We start from the raw sequence: 18,090 nt of genomic DNA on the forward strand, positions 1-18,090 counted from the left end.
ACACAGCCGAACTTAGCGACAACTCCACACACGCTTACGGGTGGTCATAATGAACGTTGGACTCCTGTACTCCCGGATTCGCCGCGACGAAAAGCTCCTGCTCAGTGAGCTTCGCGACCGCGGCCACGAAGTGACGAAAATCGACGTGCGCAAAGAGCAGTTCGACCTGACCGAAGCGCCAGCCGTGTTCGACGACGTGGACATCGTCGTGGACCGCTGTCTGGCGACGAGCAGGAGCCTCTACATCACGCGCTTCCTGCAGTCTTACGACATCCCGGTCGTCAACTCGCACGAGACCGCCGCGATTTGCGCCGACAAAGCGCAGAACAGCCTCGCACTCGCAGACGCGGGCGTGCCCACGCCGAACACGAAAGTGGCCTTCACTATCGACTCGGCGATGGAGATTGTCGAAGAGTTCGGTTACCCCTGTGTCCTCAAACCCGTCGTCGGGTCGTGGGGACGCCTGATGGCAAAAATCGATTCCGAAGCCGCCGCCGAAGCCATCCTCGAACACAAGGCGACGCTCGGAAGCTACGAACACAAGGTGTTCTACATCCAGGAATTTGTGGAAAAGCCGGGTCGTGACATCCGCGTTCTCGCAGTCGATGGCGAGCCTATCGCCGCGATGACCCGTAGTTCCGACCACTGGCTGACGAACGCCGCGAAGGGTGCCGACTCGTCGGCATTCGAACTCGACGACCGCGCGAAAGAACTCGTGAAACAGGCATCCAACGCCGTTGGCGGCGGACTGCTCGGTATCGACCTCATGGAGACGGGAGAGGTCTCCGAATCCGGTGATTCGGAGGCTCGTCAGACTGCGTCTGACGTTGACTATACGGTCCACGAGGTCAACCACACCGTCGAGTTCAAAGCGCTCAACAAGACTGTCGATGTGGACGTCCCCGCCAAGGTCGTCGATTGGCTGGAAGCCAAAGTCGAAGGCGGAAAACAACTCGCCGAGGCCTCCGCATGAGCGAGCAACTCACCGCAGGCGTCGTCGGCGGGTCCGGCTTTACCGGGGGCGAACTCCTTCGCCTCCTCGATGGTCACCCGAATTTCGATACCGTACAGGCCACGAGTCGCTCCTACGAGCGCAAGACTGTCGGCAACGTTCACCCCAACCTCCGTCACCTCGACCTTCGCTTTACCGACCCCGAAGACCTCGAATCGGTCGATGTGCTGTTTACGGCGACGCCACACGGCGTCTCGATGGAACACATCGACGAATTTCAGGACGCAGCGGACACCGTCGTCGACCTCTCGGCCGACTTCCGCCTCTCTGAAGAGGCGCAGTACGACGAGTGGTACGACGGCCACATTTGTCCAGAGTACCTCGAAAAATCGGAGTACGCACTCCCCGAACTCAACCGCGAAAACCTCCCCGGCGCAGACCTCATTGCCGCGGGTGGCTGTAACGCGACCGCGACGATTCTCGGTCTCAAGCCCCTGTTCGATGCTGGAATTCTCTCCGGCGACGAGCAGGTTGTCGTTGACGTAAAAGTCGGTTCCTCGGAAGGCGGCGCGAGCGCGAGCAAGGCATCGACGCACGCCGAACGCTCGGGTATCGTACGCCCGTACGCACCAACGGGCCACCGCCACGAGGCGGAAATCGAGGAGTACCTCGGTCTCTCCGTCTCCTTCACCGTCCACGCCGTAGACATGGTTCGCGGCGCGGCCGCGACGTGTCACGTCTTTCCCAACGGCCCCGTCTCGAAGGGCGACATGTGGAAGGCGTACAAAGGAAGCTACGGCGACGAACCCTTCATGCGCACCGTCGCAGGCGGCGGTGGCGTCTACCGCTACCCCGAACCGAAGGCGGTCGCTGGCACCAACTTCGGCGAAGTCGGCTTCGAAATCGATCCTCAAAATCGGCGCCTCGTCGTCTTCTCGGCCATCGACAACATGATGAAAGGTTCCGCCGGGCAGGCCATCCACGCCGCGAACATCGCGCTTGGAATGGACGAAACTGCCGGGCTCGAATTCACGGGCTTCCACCCCATCGGGTCGCCCTAACCCTGTCCCCCAGACTGACCAATGACTGAATACACACGCACAGAACTGCTCGCAGCACACGAACAGCTCATCGACAACGACGCGAACCTCCTCGCGGATGGTGGTTTCGGACTCTCCGATTCCGAAGCCTCGTCAGAGCTGCGCTCTGACGGTGGAAAGGAGCCACCGGTCGTCGTCAAAATCGGCGGTGCAAAAGCCGTCGAACCCGAGGGCGCAGTCCAAGACGTGGCACACCTCGTCGCCAACGGAACAGACGTCGTCGTCGTCCACGGCGGTTCCACTGCCGTCGACGAGACGCTCGAAGAACTCGGCGAGGAACCGACCTACGTCGAGTCACCCTCCGGCGTCACCGGCCGCTTCACCGACGAGCGCACCATGGAGGTGTTCTCGATGGTGATGCCCGGCAAGCTGAACACCGACCTGACGGCGCTGTTCCGCAATGCGGGCGTCGATGCACTCGGTCTCTCGGGTGTCGATGGCGGCCTCCTCACCGGCCCACGCAAATCAGCTGTTCGCGTGGTCGAAAACGGGAAGAAGAAAATCAAGCGCGGCGACCACTCGGGGAAGATTACGAACGTCAACAGCACCCTCTTGCAGACGCTCCTCGACGGCGGCTACACGCCTATCGTGACCGTCCCGATGCTCGCCGACGACGGCGTTCCTGTGAATGCTGATGCCGACCGTGCGGCCGCCGCAGTCGCGGGCGCACTCGGGGCGAGACTCGTCGTCCTCACCGACGTGAAGGGCGTCTACGCCGACCCCGACGACGAATCGACGCTCATCGAATCGGCAGACAACCCCGACGAGTTCGCCACTCTCGAAGCCGCCGCAGAGGGGTTCATGACGAAGAAAGTCATGGCCGCGAAAGAAGCACTGGACGGCGGGGCCGCGGAGGTCATCGTCTCCGACGCGAACGTCAACGACCCAATCGTGACGGCCTTGAACGGAGGCGGCACGCACGTGACGCCCGGTGCGCTCGTCGAGGGAGAGAAGGCAGGTGACGCGAAATGACTGACAAAGGTTCTAGCTTCGTCTTCTCCGAGAAACCCATCAAAATGGAATCGGGCGAAGGCGCGTACCTCTACAGCGACAAGGGAACCGAGTATCTCGACTTCGGCGCGAACTACGCCGTCGCCGCACTCGGTCACTCACATCCCGCAGTCGTCTCCGCGATTCAAGAGCAGGCCGCGAAATTGACCTACGTACAGGCGTCGTATCCCGTCGATGTTCGCACCGAGTTGTACGAAAAACTCGGCGCACTCGCACCCGGCGATATCTCGAAGGTGTGGCTCTGTAATTCCGGTACGGAAGCCAACGAAGCCGCACTCAAGTTTGCCCGCTCGGCGACGGGTCGCCAGAAGATTATCGCCACGAAGCGCGCGTTCCACGGCCGTACGCTGGGGTCGCTCGCGCTCACGTGGAAACAGAAGTACAAGAAGCCGTACGAGCCGGTCGCTGGCGGCGTCGAGTTTGTCACCTACGGCGACGAGGAAGAACTGGCCGAAGCTATCGACGACGAGACGGCGGCAGTGTTCCTCGAACCGATTCAGGGCGAAGGCGGCATCAATCCCGCCTCCGCGGAGTACCTCCAAGCCGCCCGCGACCTGACCGACGAAGCCGATGCCGCGCTCGTCTTCGACGAGATTCAAACCGGTCTCGGACGCACGGGCGAACTCTGGGCGTGCGAACACTCGGGCGTCGTCCCCGACATCCTCACGAGCGCGAAAGGTATCGCAAACGGCCTCCCACTCGGTGCGACGCTCTGTGCCGACTGGATTGCCGACGGAGCGGCCTCGCACGGTTCGACCTTCTCGGGCGGACCGGTCGTCTGTGCCGCCGCGAACGCCACGCTCGATACGATTGTCGAAGAAGACCTGCCCGCTCACGCCGCCGAGATTGGCGACTACCTCACGAGCGAACTCGAAGCGGCGGCTGAAGAACACGACCTGCCGATTAGAGAGGTTCGCGGCGAAGGACTGATGATTGGCGTCGAAGTCAAGCGCGGTGCGAATCGCGTCCTGAAGCACCTCGCGCTGTCCGAACAGGTTCTTGCACTTCCCGCAGGCCGGACCGTCGTGCGGTTCCTCCCGCCGCTCATCATCGACGAGTCGCACGCCGACCAGGTAGTCGAAGCGATGGTGAACGTCCTCTCATGACCGCGAAACTCGACCACGAGGCGAGCAATGAGACCGACGCCGAACTCGTCGCCGGGAGCGACTGGGCAGAGGCACGTCGCTTGCTCTACGACATGGTTTCGACGCCCTCGGTCTCGGGCGACGAAGCCGACGCAGCCGAGGTCTTGAAGGCCTTCTTCGAGGCCCATGACCGCGAGGTCTGGATCGACGACGTTGGCAACGTTCGCGCACCCGCCGACGATTCGGTCCTGCTCACTTCGCACATCGACACCGTCCCCGGCGACGTTCCAGTGAAGGTCGAAGACGGCGTTCTCTGGGGTCGCGGCAGCGTCGATGCGACCGGCCCACTCTGTTCGATGGCCGCCGCGGCAGTCGAAACGGGTGTCTCCTACGTCGGCGTCGTCGGCGAAGAGAAGACCTCGCGCGGCGCGTGGCACCTCGCTAAAGCCCGCGACGCACCCGAGGCCGTCATCAACGGCGAACCCTCCGGCTGGGACGGCATCACGCTCGGCTATCGCGGCTTCCTCTCGGGAACCTACATCGCCACGAGCGAACTCGGCCACTCCTCGCGCCCCGAAGAGAACGCGATTCAGTCTGCGGTCGCGTGGTGGTCGCGCGTCGCCGACTTCTTCGACGAAGACCGTGACGGCGTCTTCGACACCGTGACGACGAAACCCGTGAAATTCGACGGCGGACCCACCGACGATGGCCTCGCCGTCGAAGCGACGGTAGACGTGCAGTTCCGCATCCCCCCACGCTACACCATCGACGACGTGCGCGAAGTCGCCGAAGGCGAACTGACGAGGGGGAGCGTCCACTGGAACAAGCCTATCTCGCCGGTGATGCAAAGCCCCCGGACCGACATCGCACGCGCATTCCGCGTTGCGATTCGCGGGGCGGGCACGAAACCTCGTTTGCTCCGCAAGACCGGTACCAGCGACATGAACATCTTCGCGGGCGTCTGGGACTGTCCGATGGTCACCTACGGCCCCGGTGACTCGGACCTCGACCACGCCCCCGACGAACGCCTCGAACTGGACGAGTTCGACTCGTCTATCGACGTGCTCGTAGACGTCTGCGAGCGCCTCACCGACTGACCATCTCGAAGAGACACAATGCTCGAAACGACACACTTCACAGATATCGACGACATCAGCGCATCGGAGTTAGACCGCGTTCTCACCCGCGCCGCCGACCTCAAATCGGGCGCGGACGACACGCAACTCTCCCGAGCGACACTGGCGATGCTCTTCGAGAAACCGAGTACGCGCACCCGCGTCTCGTTCGAGACGGGAATGACGCAACTAGGCGGCCACGCCCTCTTTCTCGGTCCCGAAGACATCCAACTCGGCCACGGCGAACCGCTCTCGGATACGGCGCGCGTGCTGGGTCGCTACGGCGACGCCATCATGGTCCGTCTGTTCGACCACGCCGACCTCTTGGAAATCGCCGAACACTCCGATGCGCCGGTCATCAACGGCCTGACCGACGACGCCCACCCCTGTCAGACGCTCGCCGACCTGCTCACGATTCGTGAGTTCGTCGGCGACTTCGACGAGGTGAGTGCAGCGTGGGTCGGCGACGGCAACAACGTCGGTCAGTCGTTCGTCCTCGGATGCGCCATGGCCGGAATCGACCTCACCGTGGCGACGCCACCGGATTACGCAGTGGACGACGAAGTACTCGTCCGCGCCGAAGAACTCGGGTCGGCACCGACCATCACGACCGACCCCGAAGAGGCAATCGACGGCGCAGACGTAGTCTACACCGACGTGTGGATTTCGATGGGCCAAGAGAACCAGCGCCACGAGAAGTTACAGGCGTTCGAGGGCTTCCAGTTGAACGAAGATTTGCTCGAAGGAACGGACACGAAGGTCATGCACTGTCTGCCCGCTCACCGCGGCGAAGAGATAACGGGCAACGTACTCGAAAGCGAGCGCTCGCTGGTCTGGGACCAAGCAGAGAACCGTCTGCACGCGCAGAAAGGACTGCTCGTGGAGTTACTGGACGAGTAGAAGCACTCGATTAGGCTTCTGCGCCAGCATCACCCGTCGTATCCGCATCCGCTTCTGACGGGATGAGACCGAGTTGTCGCATCGTCCCGAGGTAGTCGAACGCGTTCCACTGTTCTGCGATTTCTTCCCCCTCGAACCGATAGACTGTGATGCCGGGCGAGCGCCAGTGGAGGCCTGTTGGTTGGTCTGTCAAGAACGACGGCGCTTCGTTCGTCCCTTCGAGGGTGTATCGAACCACGACGCGGTCGCCAGAGGCGATGAGGTCCTCGATGGTGAATTCGACGTCGGGTGTTCCGTCGATGACCTCTCGCAGCATTCCTTTGGCCCTGTCGAGGTCGCGGTCACCCATCGGGTCGTGCATCACGAAGTCGTCGGTGCAGAGTTCGTCCATGCTGTCGGGGTCGCGGTCGTCCCAGACGCTATAGAGGTGTTGTTCAACGATTGCTTTGCGTCTCGGCGTCGGTATCATCACGAGTCACCGTGAGTGGATACGTTCGGCTGACCGATATCATATTTGTCAGGTTATGTAGTAACTCCACTTCGGCGGACAATGGCCGTCCAGTCCTCCGAGCCTTTTAATCGGATGGCGACCGAGCATTGGTCGTGTCCTCCTCGAACGGTCCGCAGGATGAACCACGAACGTGGCGCTTTTTCCCCTACGAGGAGCCGTATCCGAATCAGCAGGCGGCGATGTCCGGCATCGCCGACGCGCTCGATGACGGCCGAAACGTCCTGCTCGAAGGGGCGACGGGAACCGGGAAGACCATCTCGGCGCTCGTCCCCGCACTCGAACACGCCCGCGAACACGACAAGACGGTCGTCATCACGACGAACGTCCACCAGCAGATGCGGCAGTTCATCGAAGACGCCCGCGCCATCACGCGTAGCGAGCAGATTCGTGCGGTCGTCTTCCGTGGGAAGTCTTCGATGTGCCACATCGAAGTCGGCTTTCAGGAGTGCCAGACACTCCGCGATACGACTCGGAGCCTCGTCGAAAAGGAGTCTGACAAAGCAGAGTTGGCCTCGCAAGCCGAGACGTTGCTCGACCAGATGCGTGAGGGCCAACAGGGTGCCGCGGACGCCCGGAGCGCAATCACCGACGAACTCGACTCGCTCGAAGACGAAGTGAGCGAGATGCGCGAGGGAAACACCTGCGAACACTACTACAACAACCTCACGCAGAACACCGACGAGTTCTTTCAGTGGCTCTTCGACGACGTTCGCACCCCCGACGAGATTTTTAAATACGCCGGTCGGCAGAAGATGTGCGGCTACGAGTTGTTGAAAGAGGGGATGGAAGGCATCGACCTCGTGGTCTGCAACTATCACCACCTGCTCGACCCGATGATTCGCGAGCAGTTTTTCAGATGGCTCGGCCGCGACCCCGACGAGGTCATCACCGTCTTCGACGAGGCCCACAACATCGAAGGCGTCGCCCGTGACCACGCGAGTCGGGCGCTGACCGAGAACACGCTCGAAAGCGCCGTCAACGAGTTAGAAGAAGTTGACGACTCCCGAGCAGAGAGCGCCAGAAACGTCGTCGAGGCGTTTCTGACCGCGCTTCGAGAGAGCTACGACGAGGCGTTCGGCTTCGGCGAGCGCGAACAGGTCGGCGAGAACTGGTACGACCTCTCGATTGCGAAACGTGGCCGCCGCGACGACCTGACGATGAGTTTCCTCCAATCGTACGAAGGCCGCGGCATCGACGTAGAGGTCGAACTCGCCTTGCAGTTGGGCAAGCGACTGGACGAGCAGTACGAAGACGAGTACAAGAACGGCGAGTCCACGACGCGCCGAGAGTGTCAGACGCTCCAAGCGGCCTCCTTTATCGCCGACTGGATGGAGATGGGTGGCGAACTCGGCCATCACCCGATGCTCTCGGTGCGCCGGGATTCGGGGACCGAGGAGATTTACGGCCGTGCCGAACTCTACACCTGTATCCCACGAGAAGTCACCCGTGGGTTGTTCGAAGAAGTCCACGCGAGTATCCTCATGTCGGCGACGTTGCGCCCGTTCGACGTGACCGAAGATACACTGGGGCTTCCAAACCCGGTGACGATGGCCTACGGACTGGAGTACCCCGAAGAGAATCGACGGACGTTCACGGCGTCGCTTCCGGCGCTCTTCTCGTCGGAGCGTGACAACCCGAAGACCCAAGAGCAAATCGAGGAGCTACTCGCCGACGCGTCACGGTTTACGCCCGGCAACACACTGGTGTTCTTCCCGTCGTATGCAGAAGCAGAGCGCCACCACGAACGGCTCAGGATGCGCTCAGATATCGACGACGAACTCTTCTTGGACGAACCGGGCGTTCGGGCCGAGGAGGCGAGAAAAGAGTTCGTCAACAAAGACGGCGCAGTTCTCCTCACGTCGCTGTGGGGGACGCTCGCCGAGGGAGTGAGTTTCGACGGCGACGACGCACGAACCGTAGTGGTCGTCGGCGTGCCGTACCCGCATCTCTCCGAACGGATGGAGGCCGTCCAAGACGCCTACGACCGAGTGTACAAAGGAATCAAGGACGCTGGCTGGCAGTACGCCGTCGAGATTCCGACCATCAGAAAGACGCGACAGGCGTTAGGTCGGGTTATCCGGTCGCCCGACGACTACGGGGTTCGTATCCTCGCCGACAAGCGCTACACCCGTGAGAGTTCCTCGATGGGGAAGTACGGCGTCCGTGGAGCGTTCCCAGTCGAAGAACGGGCCGAGATGGTCGATATCTCGCCGACGAAACTGAAGTTCGCGATGCTCAACTTCTACAACGACCACGACGCCTACGGCGGGTCGCCGCCGCGACCCTGAGGGATTAGCCAACGAGATTTCGAATCGTCGTTCGGTCCACAAATCGTGGAACTCGGGCGGCGTACTGTTCGTAGGCAGGTCCATACTCGTCACGTAAGTGTGGTTCTTCGGCGAACGGGAGCAACAGCACCCAACCGATGTGCGCAGCCGCGAGAATGGCGACAAAGCCCGAGTTGACGAAGAGTCCAAAGCCAGCAAGGCCGACGAGCGACCAGTGGAGATAGTACGCCCACGACTTGTCTCCCGGCGGCCACCACTGCCGAGGAGTTAAGAGCGTACCCACGAGCAACAGATAGACACCTGTGGCGGCGACGAGACCAGTTCCGAACGCGACGAGCAGCAAAGTCGAGCGGGCCATCATCGTAGCGAGAGATAGTGAGAGCAGTTGGATAGCCTCACTGCCGCACAGGTGAGGTTGGTTTTTATTGACAGCGACAGCAATCGAGTGACATGAAGTGTCTCGACCTGCGGATTACGCACACACCCGAGACGATTCATCCGGTCCACGAGTTCGAAATCACGCACCCGGCGTTCCACGGGTCGGAGTTACGCTATTGGAACCCCTCGCTCGGGGAGCGAAATTCGATGATATTCAAAGTCTGGGGCGACCCGGCGGCGTACGACGAGCTGCTCACAGACCGAGAGGAAGCGGTGTCACACTCGATTGCACCGACCGGTGAGAACGTCTTCTACTGCTGGGTGTGCGAGCGACTGACCGACCGCGACGAGTCGTACATCGACGCGCTCAGTTCTCACCCCGTCGTGGTCGTTCCACCGGTCCACTATAATCAAGACAGAACGGTCGATGTGACACTCGTCGGGTCGGCGATGGCCGTCGAACACGTCTTCGAGAGACTTCCATCGGATGCCCCAATCGAGGTTCGAGCCATCGCCAACTATCAGACGCGCATTCCCGGTGCTGTCGGTGTGCTAACCGACCGACAACGCGAAGCAGTCGCTGTCGCTGTCGAACTCGGTTACTACGAGTCGCCGAGACAGGGGACCGTCAGCGAGGTCGCAGCCCACCTCGGCGTCTCGAAGAGTACGGCCGCAGAACACCTGCGGAAAGCAGAGGCAACGACGATGCGGCAAGCGTTGCAGTGGGAGTAATCGAGGCCAACTCCCCGTAAACCGACCTCACACGCCGAGACATTCTTCCGTCTTCAGGCCAACACGACTCATGAAAACGACCCCTCCGGGACCGAAGGGTGTCCCACTGTTCGGCGCAAGCCGACAGTACGCGCGCGACCCGTTTAGCTTCCTGACGGCAGTTGCGGACGCGTACGGCGACGTGATTCACTTCGAACTCGGGCCGTTAGAGACCTACATGCTCACGAACCCCGAAGACATCGAGCGGGTGCTCGTGAGCGAGGCGGCGAAGTTCAGAAAACCGCGATTCCAAGACCGAGCAATCGGTGACTTGCTCGGCGACGGACTCTTGATGAGCGAAGGTTCGACGTGGCAAAAGCAACGGCGACTCGCCCAACCCGCCTTCGACATGCGACGGATTTCGACGATGTCGGAGATGATGACCGACCGCACCGAGTCGATGCTTTCGGGATGGCACGACGGCGACGTGGTCGATATCCAGTTGGAGATGGCACGTCTCACCGTCGAAATCATCGTCGATGCGATGTTCGGCTCGGACCTCGACGACGAGCGAATCAAAGTCGTCCAAGAGCATCTCGAACCACTCGGCGCGCGGTTCGAACCCGACCCCTTCAGATTCCTCATGCCCGACTGGGCACCGACCCGCGAGAATCGCGACTACAAACACGCGCTGTCGGTCCTCGAAGAGATTCTCTGGGACATCGTAGACGAGCGTCGCGGGACCGAATACGGGAGCGAGCCAGCCTCGACGGTTTCGGGTGAACCAGTCAGCGACGAACCGATGGACCTGCTCTCGATTCTCCTTCGTGCCTACGACGAGGGCGAACAGACCGAGAAGAACCTCCGCGACGAACTGATGACGATGCTCTTGGCAGGTCACGATACGACCGCCCTGACGCTCACCTACGCGTGGTACCTGCTCTCGCAACATCCCGACGCGGAAGCCAAACTCCAGCGAGAGTTGGACGAGGTACTCGGTGGGCGAACACCGACGTTCGAAGACGTTCGGCAGTTGGAGTACACCGAACGCGTCCTCAACGAAGCGATGCGCCTCTATCCACCTGTTTACGTCATGTTCCGCGAGGCGAAGACCGACGTTCGACTCGGTGGGTATCGCGTCCCCAAAGGGTCGGCAATCATGCTCCCGCAGTGGGTCGTCCACCGCTCGGAACGGTGGTGGGACAATCCGCTCGAATTCGACCCAGACAGGTGGAGTCCAGAGCGGTCACGCGACCGACCACGATTCGCGTACTTCCCGTTCGGCGGCGGCCCGCGCCACTGTATCGGGAAGCATCTCTCTCTACTCGAAGGGCGATTGATTCTCGGAACCGTCGCCCAGCAGTACGAACTCGACTACATCCGCGACGAACCCTTCAGTCTCCGCGGGTCGCTGACGATGCACCCCCGCGAACCGATGGGGATGCGACTCGCGCGCCGAGAGTAGCGGACAGCGAAAACGGGGAACGAAACTCGCTCAGGCCGGGAGCGATATCGACGCGACGGTTTCTCGATATTCAGGGTCGTACAGTTCGAGGTGAGAGGCCGTCCACGTGAGAGGGTCGATGTCGCGCTCGGCGAGGGCCTGTGCGTCCGCGAGCGAGCCACTCCGAGCGAGTGTGATGTGTGGCGTGTAATCCTCTGCTTCTAATCCTTCGACAGCACCGAACTCGTCGGTGAGACGCGAGTGCAAGTCGAAGAGACCGGGACTCTCGACTGCGAGGTAAACGACCGGTGCAGAGCCGACTGGTGGCGACTCGAAGTAGTCGATGCCCGTTACTTGGACCTCGAAGGCGGGAGACCCACGAAGCGCGTGTCGAAGCGAGTCTCGGAGGTGGTTGAGATTCGATTCCTCGAAGCGTTTGCAGACGAGCGTGTGTCGGTCTCGGATTCGGTCAAAAGAGGCGAGATACGGAAACATCTCTGCTGCGAGTCGGGAAACCTGTCCGTGAACCGGGACGTTCAGGCTGTACACACCCGTTTCTCACGGGTCGGAAAGAAAGACGTATCGACAACAGTCGGCCGTGGGTAGCATGCACGCCGAAGTGGCGTTTAGGCGCGGTCCAGAATCTTAGATGCGGTCCAGCAGCCAGAGGACGATGATGGCGATGACTGCGAGACCGAGCAGTGGCTGAAGCGGCCCTAAGAGCCAGCTGAAGATGTCGAGTATCTCACCGACGATCTCGAGAGCCACCCAGATGAGGACGAGTACCAGCACAATCCGGATGAGACTATCCGCTTCGAGTTTCGCACGATCTGGTAGCATAGACGGCCTTCTGGTTCTCGTGAACAAATACTTGGTGGCCGGATAGGTTTACATCGCCCCCGATGCTACGTCAACACATGGACAGCATATTCTACCAACTCGGGAAGCTGTCGTCCTCCTCTCCGACAGTGAGCGGTCCCCGTCTCCCGCGTTGGGTTGGTCCCCTCGCGATTGCCATCCTCGCGTTCGGCCTTGCCGTCGTCATCCTCCCAGTAACACCGGTTACCATCGTCGGCTACGTCTTTCTCGCCCTCGCCATCGCGGCGGTGTACGATGCGGTCGAAATCGTCCAAGCGTACGAAAAACGCACACTCACGGTCTTTGGCTCGTATAAGGGTATCCTCGAACCGGGTATCAACTTCATCCCGCCGTTCGTCTCGAAGACCTACCGCTTCGACATGCGAACCCAGACACTCGACGTGCCGACCCAAGAGGCCATCACCGAGGACAACTCGCCCGTGACCGCAGACGCCGTCGTCTACATCCGCGTGATGGACCCCGAACGGGCCTTCCTCGAAGTGGACCACTACAAACGCGCCGTCTCGTTGCTCGCGCAGACGACCCTCCGTGCCGCACTCGGCGACATGGAACTCGACGAGACGCTGGCCCGCCGCGACCACATCAACGCACGCATCCGCGTCGAACTCGACGAACCGACCGACGAGTGGGGTGTTCGCGTCGAATCCGTCGAAGTCCGCGAAGTCAAGCCATCGAAAGACGTCGAGAACGCGATGGAGAAACAGACCTCCGCCGAACGTCGTCGCCGTGCGATGATTCTCGAAGCACAAGGTGAACGCCGGTCGGCGGTGGAAAAGGCAGAAGGTGACAAATCGTCGAACATCATCCGCGCACAGGGGAAGAAAGAATCCGCCATTCTCCGCGCACAGGGTGACGCAATTTCGACCGTTCTCCGCGCTCGTGCGGCCGAGTCGATGGGCGAACGCGCCATCATCGACAAAGGCATGGAGACACTGGCGAACATCGGCACGTCGCCATCGACGACGTACGTCCTCCCGCAGGAACTCACGTCGTTGCTGGGGCGCTACGGCAAGAGCCTGACCGACAGCGCAGTCAAAGACCAACCGAGTCTCGACAGTCTGCCGTTCGACGCCGAGACCCGCGAACTGCTCGGCTTAGACGACATCGACGAACTCATCGGTGAAGTCGAGGCCGCCGAAGCAGATGCGAGAACAGGCGTCGATATCGAAATCGAAGACGGCAGCGTAGAGACGGAATCGCAGCGCTAGTCGCTGCGTTCGAGTAGTGCGAAAAACGATGGTTGCGGCGTTTTTGTTTTGCTTCAGTCGTCAGCCCGAACAGTCATCACAGGTGCCGAGGCGGTCCTGACGACGCGCTCGGTGACGCTCCCGATGAGGTAGTGGTCGAGACCGGTCCGTCCGTGCGTCGCCATCACGACGATATCGGCGTCGCTAGCGTGGTCGGTGATGACCGAGTCCGGAACACCCTCCTCGATGATGTACTCTGTGGTAACGTCGTCTGGGAGTGCATCGAGCGCGGCTTGGGCCGCGTTTTCGGCGCGTTCGAGTTCCGACTCCTGCCACACTTCGGGTGCGATACCCGAAGACGGAGACTCGAATCGGTTCCGCGAGTCGGCGACCGACAGGACGTGAACTGTCGCGTCGTACGTCCGGGCGAGCGTCGTCGCGTGTTCGATGGTCGCTTCAGTCGCGTCGCTACCGTCGGTGGGTAACAGGATGTTGTCGTACATGGGTGGTGACTGAAAAGCGGGTGTGAGTACGTCGGCTTAGAAACCCAGCGCCATCAGGAACAGCGCGAGCGAGATGACGCCGAAGAGTGCGCCGACAAAGTTTTTGATGGTGTCAGTGTCCAGCGCGTTCGACACGTATGGTGCGATTTGGCCGCCCAGGACCGTCGCGGGGACGGTAAAGACGACCATGTTCCACGGCGTCGAAGCGAGACTGAGCGAGTGGCCGCCGACGAGGCCGCCACCGAAGACGTGGACGAGCGAGGCGAGAATCGCCGTCAGTGCGACGACGATGTGGTTCGTCCCAATCGCAACTCGGACGGGGACTTTGGTGCTGAGCATCGAGATGATGCCGAGTTCGCCGACACCGAAGCCAGCGAGGCCCTGGAAGGTGCCGCCGATGCTGTAGTTGGCAAAGCGGCGCAGGTAGCCACCGCGGTCGTAGCGATAGTCGTCACCTTCGCGGTCGACACGGGTGACGATACCGTCGTCGTCAGTACGGACGCCCGCAGGGCCGAGCTTTCCGGGGTCGTTCGGGAGGTTGACGGTCCCACCGTCGGTGGCGGCCGCCTGTCCCGAGTCGGAACTACCGCTCGGTTCTTCGTGGTCGAGGTCTGCCTTGAACAGCAGGTAGGCTGCTGCGAGCAGGGCGATGCCGAGGAGCGTGTGGAACACCACTTCCGGGATGATAAACGAAAGCAGTGCGCCACCGACGACGAACGGAATCGACCCGGCGACGAGGCTGAGTGCGAGACGGCGGTCGACCAGTCCGTACTGGATGAACGCGACAGCGGAACTGGAGAGTCCGAACGCCTCACTGATGAGGCCCACCTTCACCAACGTCGCGGGTTCGAGGGGGTGTGCGAAGATGGGGAAGATGAAGATGAGGAACGGCACGAAGAGCGCCGACCCACTGATTCCAACCGTGTTCACCGTGGTCGCACCGAGGACGAACACCGGGAACAACCACCAGTACTGAAGCCAGTAGTCGGTACCGGCGCCAGTAGGAGTTGGTGCCGCGGTGAACACGGTCGCGATGAACAGCACGGGTGCGATGAACACGAGGATGTGCTGATACTTCAGGAACAACTTCTGGACGTGACTGAGAGACTGGGTACTCATGGTTCTGTAGTCGAGTGTTGTGTCAGTGTGTAGCGACACTCGCGCCACGAGTATGACGCGAGTAAAACAGACCAGTTACCATACTATCAGCGGAATCGCACCACGTGCTACCGTCGTCGTCCGTCGCGTCGTGCGCAACGGAGCCGAGCGTCAGGTCGTCGGAATCGACCGACGAAGCGACGCATCCTTCGAGAGACGACAGGTGCATCTACGTGATACCTCCGTTCGGAAGCACGTACTGTGCGTCCCATTCGAGGCAGTCGTCCGCCGAGTTGCGGGTCACGGTGACTCGGCCTAGACAAGGGGAGGTTGAAAAGTCTTGATGCCTCGGCTGAATGTGGTACAACGAACATACCGACGCGCGTCGAACTGTCGGCAACTTCTGCACGAACCCCTAGTCTGGTTCATTCACCGAATCCGAACGTTCGGCGAACCAGGGCGCGTTCGGTGTTGTATGAAAGCCGCGACAGAGATGATTTCGGCGTTACCCACGTGTACGAATCGATTTCGTCGTCCGCGACGAACGGGCGCGATTCGACGAGCGACATGTGCCACACGAAGACACCTTTCGGCTCGCCATCGACGAGATATTCGTATCGCCCCGCAAACCGTCCACATTCCACCGTACACCGAGTCTCTTCTTCGACTTCTCGAACTGCCGCTTCGACCAGCGTCTCACCGGATTCGAGTTTTCCTTTGGGAATCGACCAGTCGTCGTAGTGCGGGCGGTGGACGAGACAGATGCGACCATCAGCGCGACGAAGCAGGCCACCTGCGGCGAACGTGACCATCGAAATCAGAACTCGTCGGGTTCCTCGGGTTCGATACCGTCGTCGAGTCGCTGGATGTCGAATTCGCGTTTGAGGTCGTGAATCCGGTCGCGGATGTCGGCGGCGAGTTCGAATTCGAGGTTGTCGGCGGCCTCCTGCATCCGGTCTTCGAGGAAGCCGATTTGCTCGACTGCTTCGTCCTCGTCGGCCGGTTTGTCGCTCGCCACGCCGCGCGAGTGGGTCTTGCTTCCCGGCAGGTTCGTCTCGCCGACTTCCTTCTCGATGGTTTTTGGAACATGGCCGTGTTCATCGTTGAACTCCTGCTGGATACGGCGACGGCGCTGTGTCTCGGAGATGGCCGACTCCATCGCATCAGTCATCTTGTCGGCATAGAGAACGACTTCGCCGTTGACGTTGCGGGCCGCGCGCCCCATCGTCTGGACGAGCGTGGTCTCCGACCGGAGGAAGCCCTGCTGGTCGGCATCGAGGATGGCGACGAGCGAAACTTCCGGAATGTCGAGTCCCTCACGAAGTAGGTTGATGCCGACGAGGACGTCGATATCGCCGAGACGGAGCGACCGGATGAGTTCGTGACGTTCCAGTGTGTCGGTCTCGTCGTGCATGTAGGCCACGTCGATACCTGCCTCTTCGAGGTAATCTGTGAGGTCTTCGGCCATCCGCTTGGTCAGCGTGGTCACGAGGACGCGCTCGTCGCGGTCGATTCGGTTGGAGATGCGGGCCATGAGGTCGTCCACCTGCCCGGTCGCGTCGGTGACTTCGACCTTCGGGTCCACGAGGTGGGTCGGACGAACGATTTGTTCGACGATTTGCTCGGAGTGTTCGTGTTCGTAGTCGGCGGGCGTCGCAGAGACGAAGAGCGCCTGTCCGATGCTCTCTTCAAATTCCTCGAACGTGAGCGGTCGGTTGTCGTAGGCGGTGGGGAGGCGGAAGCCGTTTTCCACGAGTGAGTCTTTTCGAGATTTGTCGCCGCCGTACTGGCCTTTGATTTGCGGGAGCGTGACGTGCGATTCGTCCACGACGGTGAGGAAGTCGTCGGGGAAGTAATCGAGCAGTGTGTAGGGAGCGTCGCCGGGTTCGCGGTCCGAGAGGTGAACTGAATAGTTCTCGATACCCGAACAGTGGCCCGTCTCGCGGAGCATCTCGATATCGAAGGTGGTTCGCTCTTCGATTCGCTGGGCGGCCACGAGGTCACCGTTGCGCTGGAAGAACCGAACCCGGTCTTCCATGAGTTCTTCAATCTCGCCGATTGCGGTTTCGAGTTTCTCCTCGGGGATGGAGTAGTGGACCGCCGGGTGGACGAGGACCGCAGGCTCGGACGACTTGACCTCACCTTGCAGGGGGTCGAGTTTCAGCATTCGGTCGATTTCGTCACCCCAGAACTCGATGCGGACGGCGTAGCGGCCATACATCGGGAACACCTCAACGGTGTCGCCGCGCACGCGGAAGGTGCCCTGTTGGAAGTCCACGTCGTTGCGCTCGTAGTTGAGGTCTACCAGTTTTCGGAGTAGGTCGTCCCGGTCGAGTTGCTCGCCGACCTCCAATCGAAGCGCCATGTCGGTGTACGTCTTCGGGTCACCGAGACCATAGATTGCGGAGACGGAGGCGACGACGATCACGTCGTCGCGGGTGAGGAGCGAACGAGTCGCAGAGTGGCGCAGTCGCTCGATTTCCTCGTTGATGGACATGTCCTTGTCGATGTAGGTGTCGGTCTGTTCGATGTACGCCTCGGGTTGGTAGTAGTCGTAGTAGGAGACGAAGTACTCGACGGCGTTGTCTGGAAAGAGGGACTTGAACTCCTCGTACAACTGGGCGGCGAGCGTCTTGTTGTGGGCGAGGACGAGCGTCGGTTTTTGAATCTCTTCGAGAAGCCACGACACCGTGTTGGTTTTGCCGGAACCGGTGACGCCGAGGAGGGTCTGAATATTCGCACCCTCACGGTACCCCTGGGCCAGTTGCTCGATTGCCTCGGGTTGGTCACCCGCCGGGTCGAAGGGGGCATCGACGCGGAATTCACGCTCTACGTCGGGTCTGTCGGCCGAGAGGGGACCGGACTCACTCATTGATTCGAATTAGGCCGCGGCGTACTTGAGCGAGGCGGTGTCTGTCGGTGTGGTAA

The 18,090-nt window shown here is 61.1% G+C and carries 19 protein-coding genes; 11 read left to right on the plus strand and 8 right to left on the minus strand.

What is annotated here, in order from left to right:
* Nucleotides 1-49: 49 nt before the first annotated feature.
* From lysX to argF, 6 genes are read left to right on the plus strand one after another with little or no spacing between them, the layout of a single operon-like run.
* Nucleotides 50-973 (plus strand): lysine biosynthesis protein LysX, encoded by a 924-nt coding sequence (lysX, locus tag ACK509_RS08705; protein ID WP_410766084.1) that lies wholly within the window; start codon nt 50-52, stop codon nt 971-973.
* Complete coding sequence (argC, locus tag ACK509_RS08710; protein WP_410766085.1) at nt 970-2,013, plus strand: N-acetyl-gamma-glutamyl-phosphate reductase; 1,044 nt, start codon at nt 970-972, stop codon at nt 2,011-2,013. The genes lysX and argC overlap by 4 nt, the downstream gene beginning before the upstream one ends.
* 21 nt (nt 2,014-2,034) lie before the next feature.
* A complete protein-coding gene (locus ACK509_RS08715; RefSeq protein WP_410766086.1) occupies nt 2,035-3,024 on the plus strand; it encodes an acetylglutamate/acetylaminoadipate kinase in 990 nt (329 codons plus the stop codon).
* Nucleotides 3,021-4,169: an aspartate aminotransferase family protein gene (locus tag ACK509_RS08720; RefSeq protein ID WP_410766087.1), complete on the plus strand. Its 1,149-nt coding sequence runs from the start codon at nt 3,021-3,023 to the stop codon at nt 4,167-4,169. Before ACK509_RS08715 ends, ACK509_RS08720 begins: the two co-directional genes overlap by 4 nt.
* Nucleotides 4,166-5,245 (plus strand): [LysW]-lysine hydrolase, encoded by a 1,080-nt coding sequence (locus ACK509_RS08725; protein ID WP_410766088.1) that lies wholly within the window; start codon nt 4,166-4,168, stop codon nt 5,243-5,245. The genes ACK509_RS08720 and ACK509_RS08725 overlap by 4 nt, the downstream gene beginning before the upstream one ends.
* An 18-nt stretch (nt 5,246-5,263) precedes the next feature.
* On the plus strand, nt 5,264-6,163 hold the full coding sequence (gene argF / locus ACK509_RS08730; RefSeq protein WP_410766089.1) for an ornithine carbamoyltransferase: 900 nt from the start codon (nt 5,264-5,266) through the stop codon (nt 6,161-6,163).
* A gap of 10 nt (nt 6,164-6,173) precedes the next feature.
* Here the strand turns inward: argF and ACK509_RS08735 are convergent, their stop codons facing one another.
* Entirely contained in the window at nt 6,174-6,632 is a 459-nt protein-coding gene (locus tag ACK509_RS08735) for an ester cyclase (protein ID WP_410766090.1), read from the minus strand.
* 134 nt (nt 6,633-6,766) lie between these two features.
* On the opposite strand from ACK509_RS08735, the gene ACK509_RS08740 reads away from it, so the two are divergent.
* Nucleotides 6,767-8,962, plus strand: a complete 2,196-nt coding sequence (locus tag ACK509_RS08740) for an ATP-dependent DNA helicase (RefSeq protein WP_410766091.1) — start codon at nt 6,767-6,769, stop codon at nt 8,960-8,962.
* A gap of 4 nt (nt 8,963-8,966) precedes the next feature.
* On the opposite strand, the gene ACK509_RS08745 is transcribed toward ACK509_RS08740, so the two are convergent.
* Nucleotides 8,967-9,320 (minus strand): methyltransferase family protein, encoded by a 354-nt coding sequence (locus ACK509_RS08745; protein ID WP_410766092.1) that lies wholly within the window; start codon nt 9,318-9,320, stop codon nt 8,967-8,969.
* Nucleotides 9,321-9,412: 92 nt separating this feature from the next.
* Between ACK509_RS08745 and ACK509_RS08750 the strand changes: the two genes are divergently transcribed.
* The gene (locus tag ACK509_RS08750) at nt 9,413-10,072 is read left to right on the plus strand and encodes a helix-turn-helix domain-containing protein (protein WP_410766093.1); all 660 of its coding nucleotides are present in this window, start codon (nt 9,413-9,415) and stop codon (nt 10,070-10,072) included.
* A 70-nt stretch (nt 10,073-10,142) separates the two neighbouring features.
* The gene (locus tag ACK509_RS08755; RefSeq protein WP_410766094.1) at nt 10,143-11,516 is read left to right on the plus strand and encodes a cytochrome P450; all 1,374 of its coding nucleotides are present in this window, start codon (nt 10,143-10,145) and stop codon (nt 11,514-11,516) included.
* Between the two features lie 30 nt (nt 11,517-11,546).
* Here ACK509_RS08755 and ACK509_RS08760 read toward each other — a convergent pair whose 3' ends face one another.
* Both ACK509_RS08760 and ACK509_RS08765 read right to left on the minus strand, forming a co-directional pair.
* Complete coding sequence (locus ACK509_RS08760; RefSeq protein ID WP_410766095.1) at nt 11,547-12,044, minus strand: 2'-5' RNA ligase family protein; 498 nt, start codon at nt 12,042-12,044, stop codon at nt 11,547-11,549.
* A 96-nt stretch (nt 12,045-12,140) separates the two neighbouring features.
* Entirely contained in the window at nt 12,141-12,335 is a 195-nt protein-coding gene (locus ACK509_RS08765; protein WP_410766096.1) for a hypothetical protein, read from the minus strand.
* 77 nt (nt 12,336-12,412) lie between these two features.
* Between ACK509_RS08765 and ACK509_RS08770 the strand changes: the two genes are divergently transcribed.
* Nucleotides 12,413-13,582 (plus strand): SPFH domain-containing protein, encoded by a 1,170-nt coding sequence (locus tag ACK509_RS08770; RefSeq protein ID WP_410766097.1) that lies wholly within the window; start codon nt 12,413-12,415, stop codon nt 13,580-13,582.
* A 53-nt stretch (nt 13,583-13,635) separates the two neighbouring features.
* Here ACK509_RS08770 and ACK509_RS08775 read toward each other — a convergent pair whose 3' ends face one another.
* Entirely contained in the window at nt 13,636-14,064 is a 429-nt protein-coding gene (locus ACK509_RS08775) for a universal stress protein (RefSeq protein ID WP_410766098.1), read from the minus strand.
* 36 nt (nt 14,065-14,100) lie between these two features.
* Nucleotides 14,101-15,183 (minus strand): sulfite exporter TauE/SafE family protein, encoded by a 1,083-nt coding sequence (locus tag ACK509_RS08780; protein WP_410766099.1) that lies wholly within the window; start codon nt 15,181-15,183, stop codon nt 14,101-14,103.
* Nucleotides 15,184-15,235: 52 nt separating this feature from the next.
* On the opposite strand from ACK509_RS08780, the gene ACK509_RS08785 reads away from it, so the two are divergent.
* Nucleotides 15,236-15,481 (plus strand): hypothetical protein, encoded by a 246-nt coding sequence (locus tag ACK509_RS08785; RefSeq protein WP_410766100.1) that lies wholly within the window; start codon nt 15,236-15,238, stop codon nt 15,479-15,481.
* A gap of 106 nt (nt 15,482-15,587) precedes the next feature.
* Here the strand turns inward: ACK509_RS08785 and ACK509_RS08790 are convergent, their stop codons facing one another.
* Both ACK509_RS08790 and uvrB read right to left on the minus strand, forming a co-directional pair.
* Nucleotides 15,588-15,974 carry an NUDIX domain-containing protein gene (locus tag ACK509_RS08790; RefSeq protein WP_410766101.1) on the minus strand — a complete coding sequence of 129 codons (387 nt, stop codon included), beginning with the start codon at nt 15,972-15,974 and terminating at the stop codon, nt 15,588-15,590.
* Between the two features lie 5 nt (nt 15,975-15,979).
* Nucleotides 15,980-18,034, minus strand: coding sequence for an excinuclease ABC subunit UvrB (uvrB, locus tag ACK509_RS08795; RefSeq protein ID WP_410766102.1), 2,055 nt, complete (start codon nt 18,032-18,034; stop codon nt 15,980-15,982).
* Nucleotides 18,035-18,090: the final 56 nt, after the last annotated feature.

This window comes from Haloferax sp. DFSO60 (genome assembly GCF_046557615.1).
In the GTDB taxonomy this organism is placed as follows: domain Archaea; phylum Halobacteriota; class Halobacteria; order Halobacteriales; family Haloferacaceae; genus Haloferax.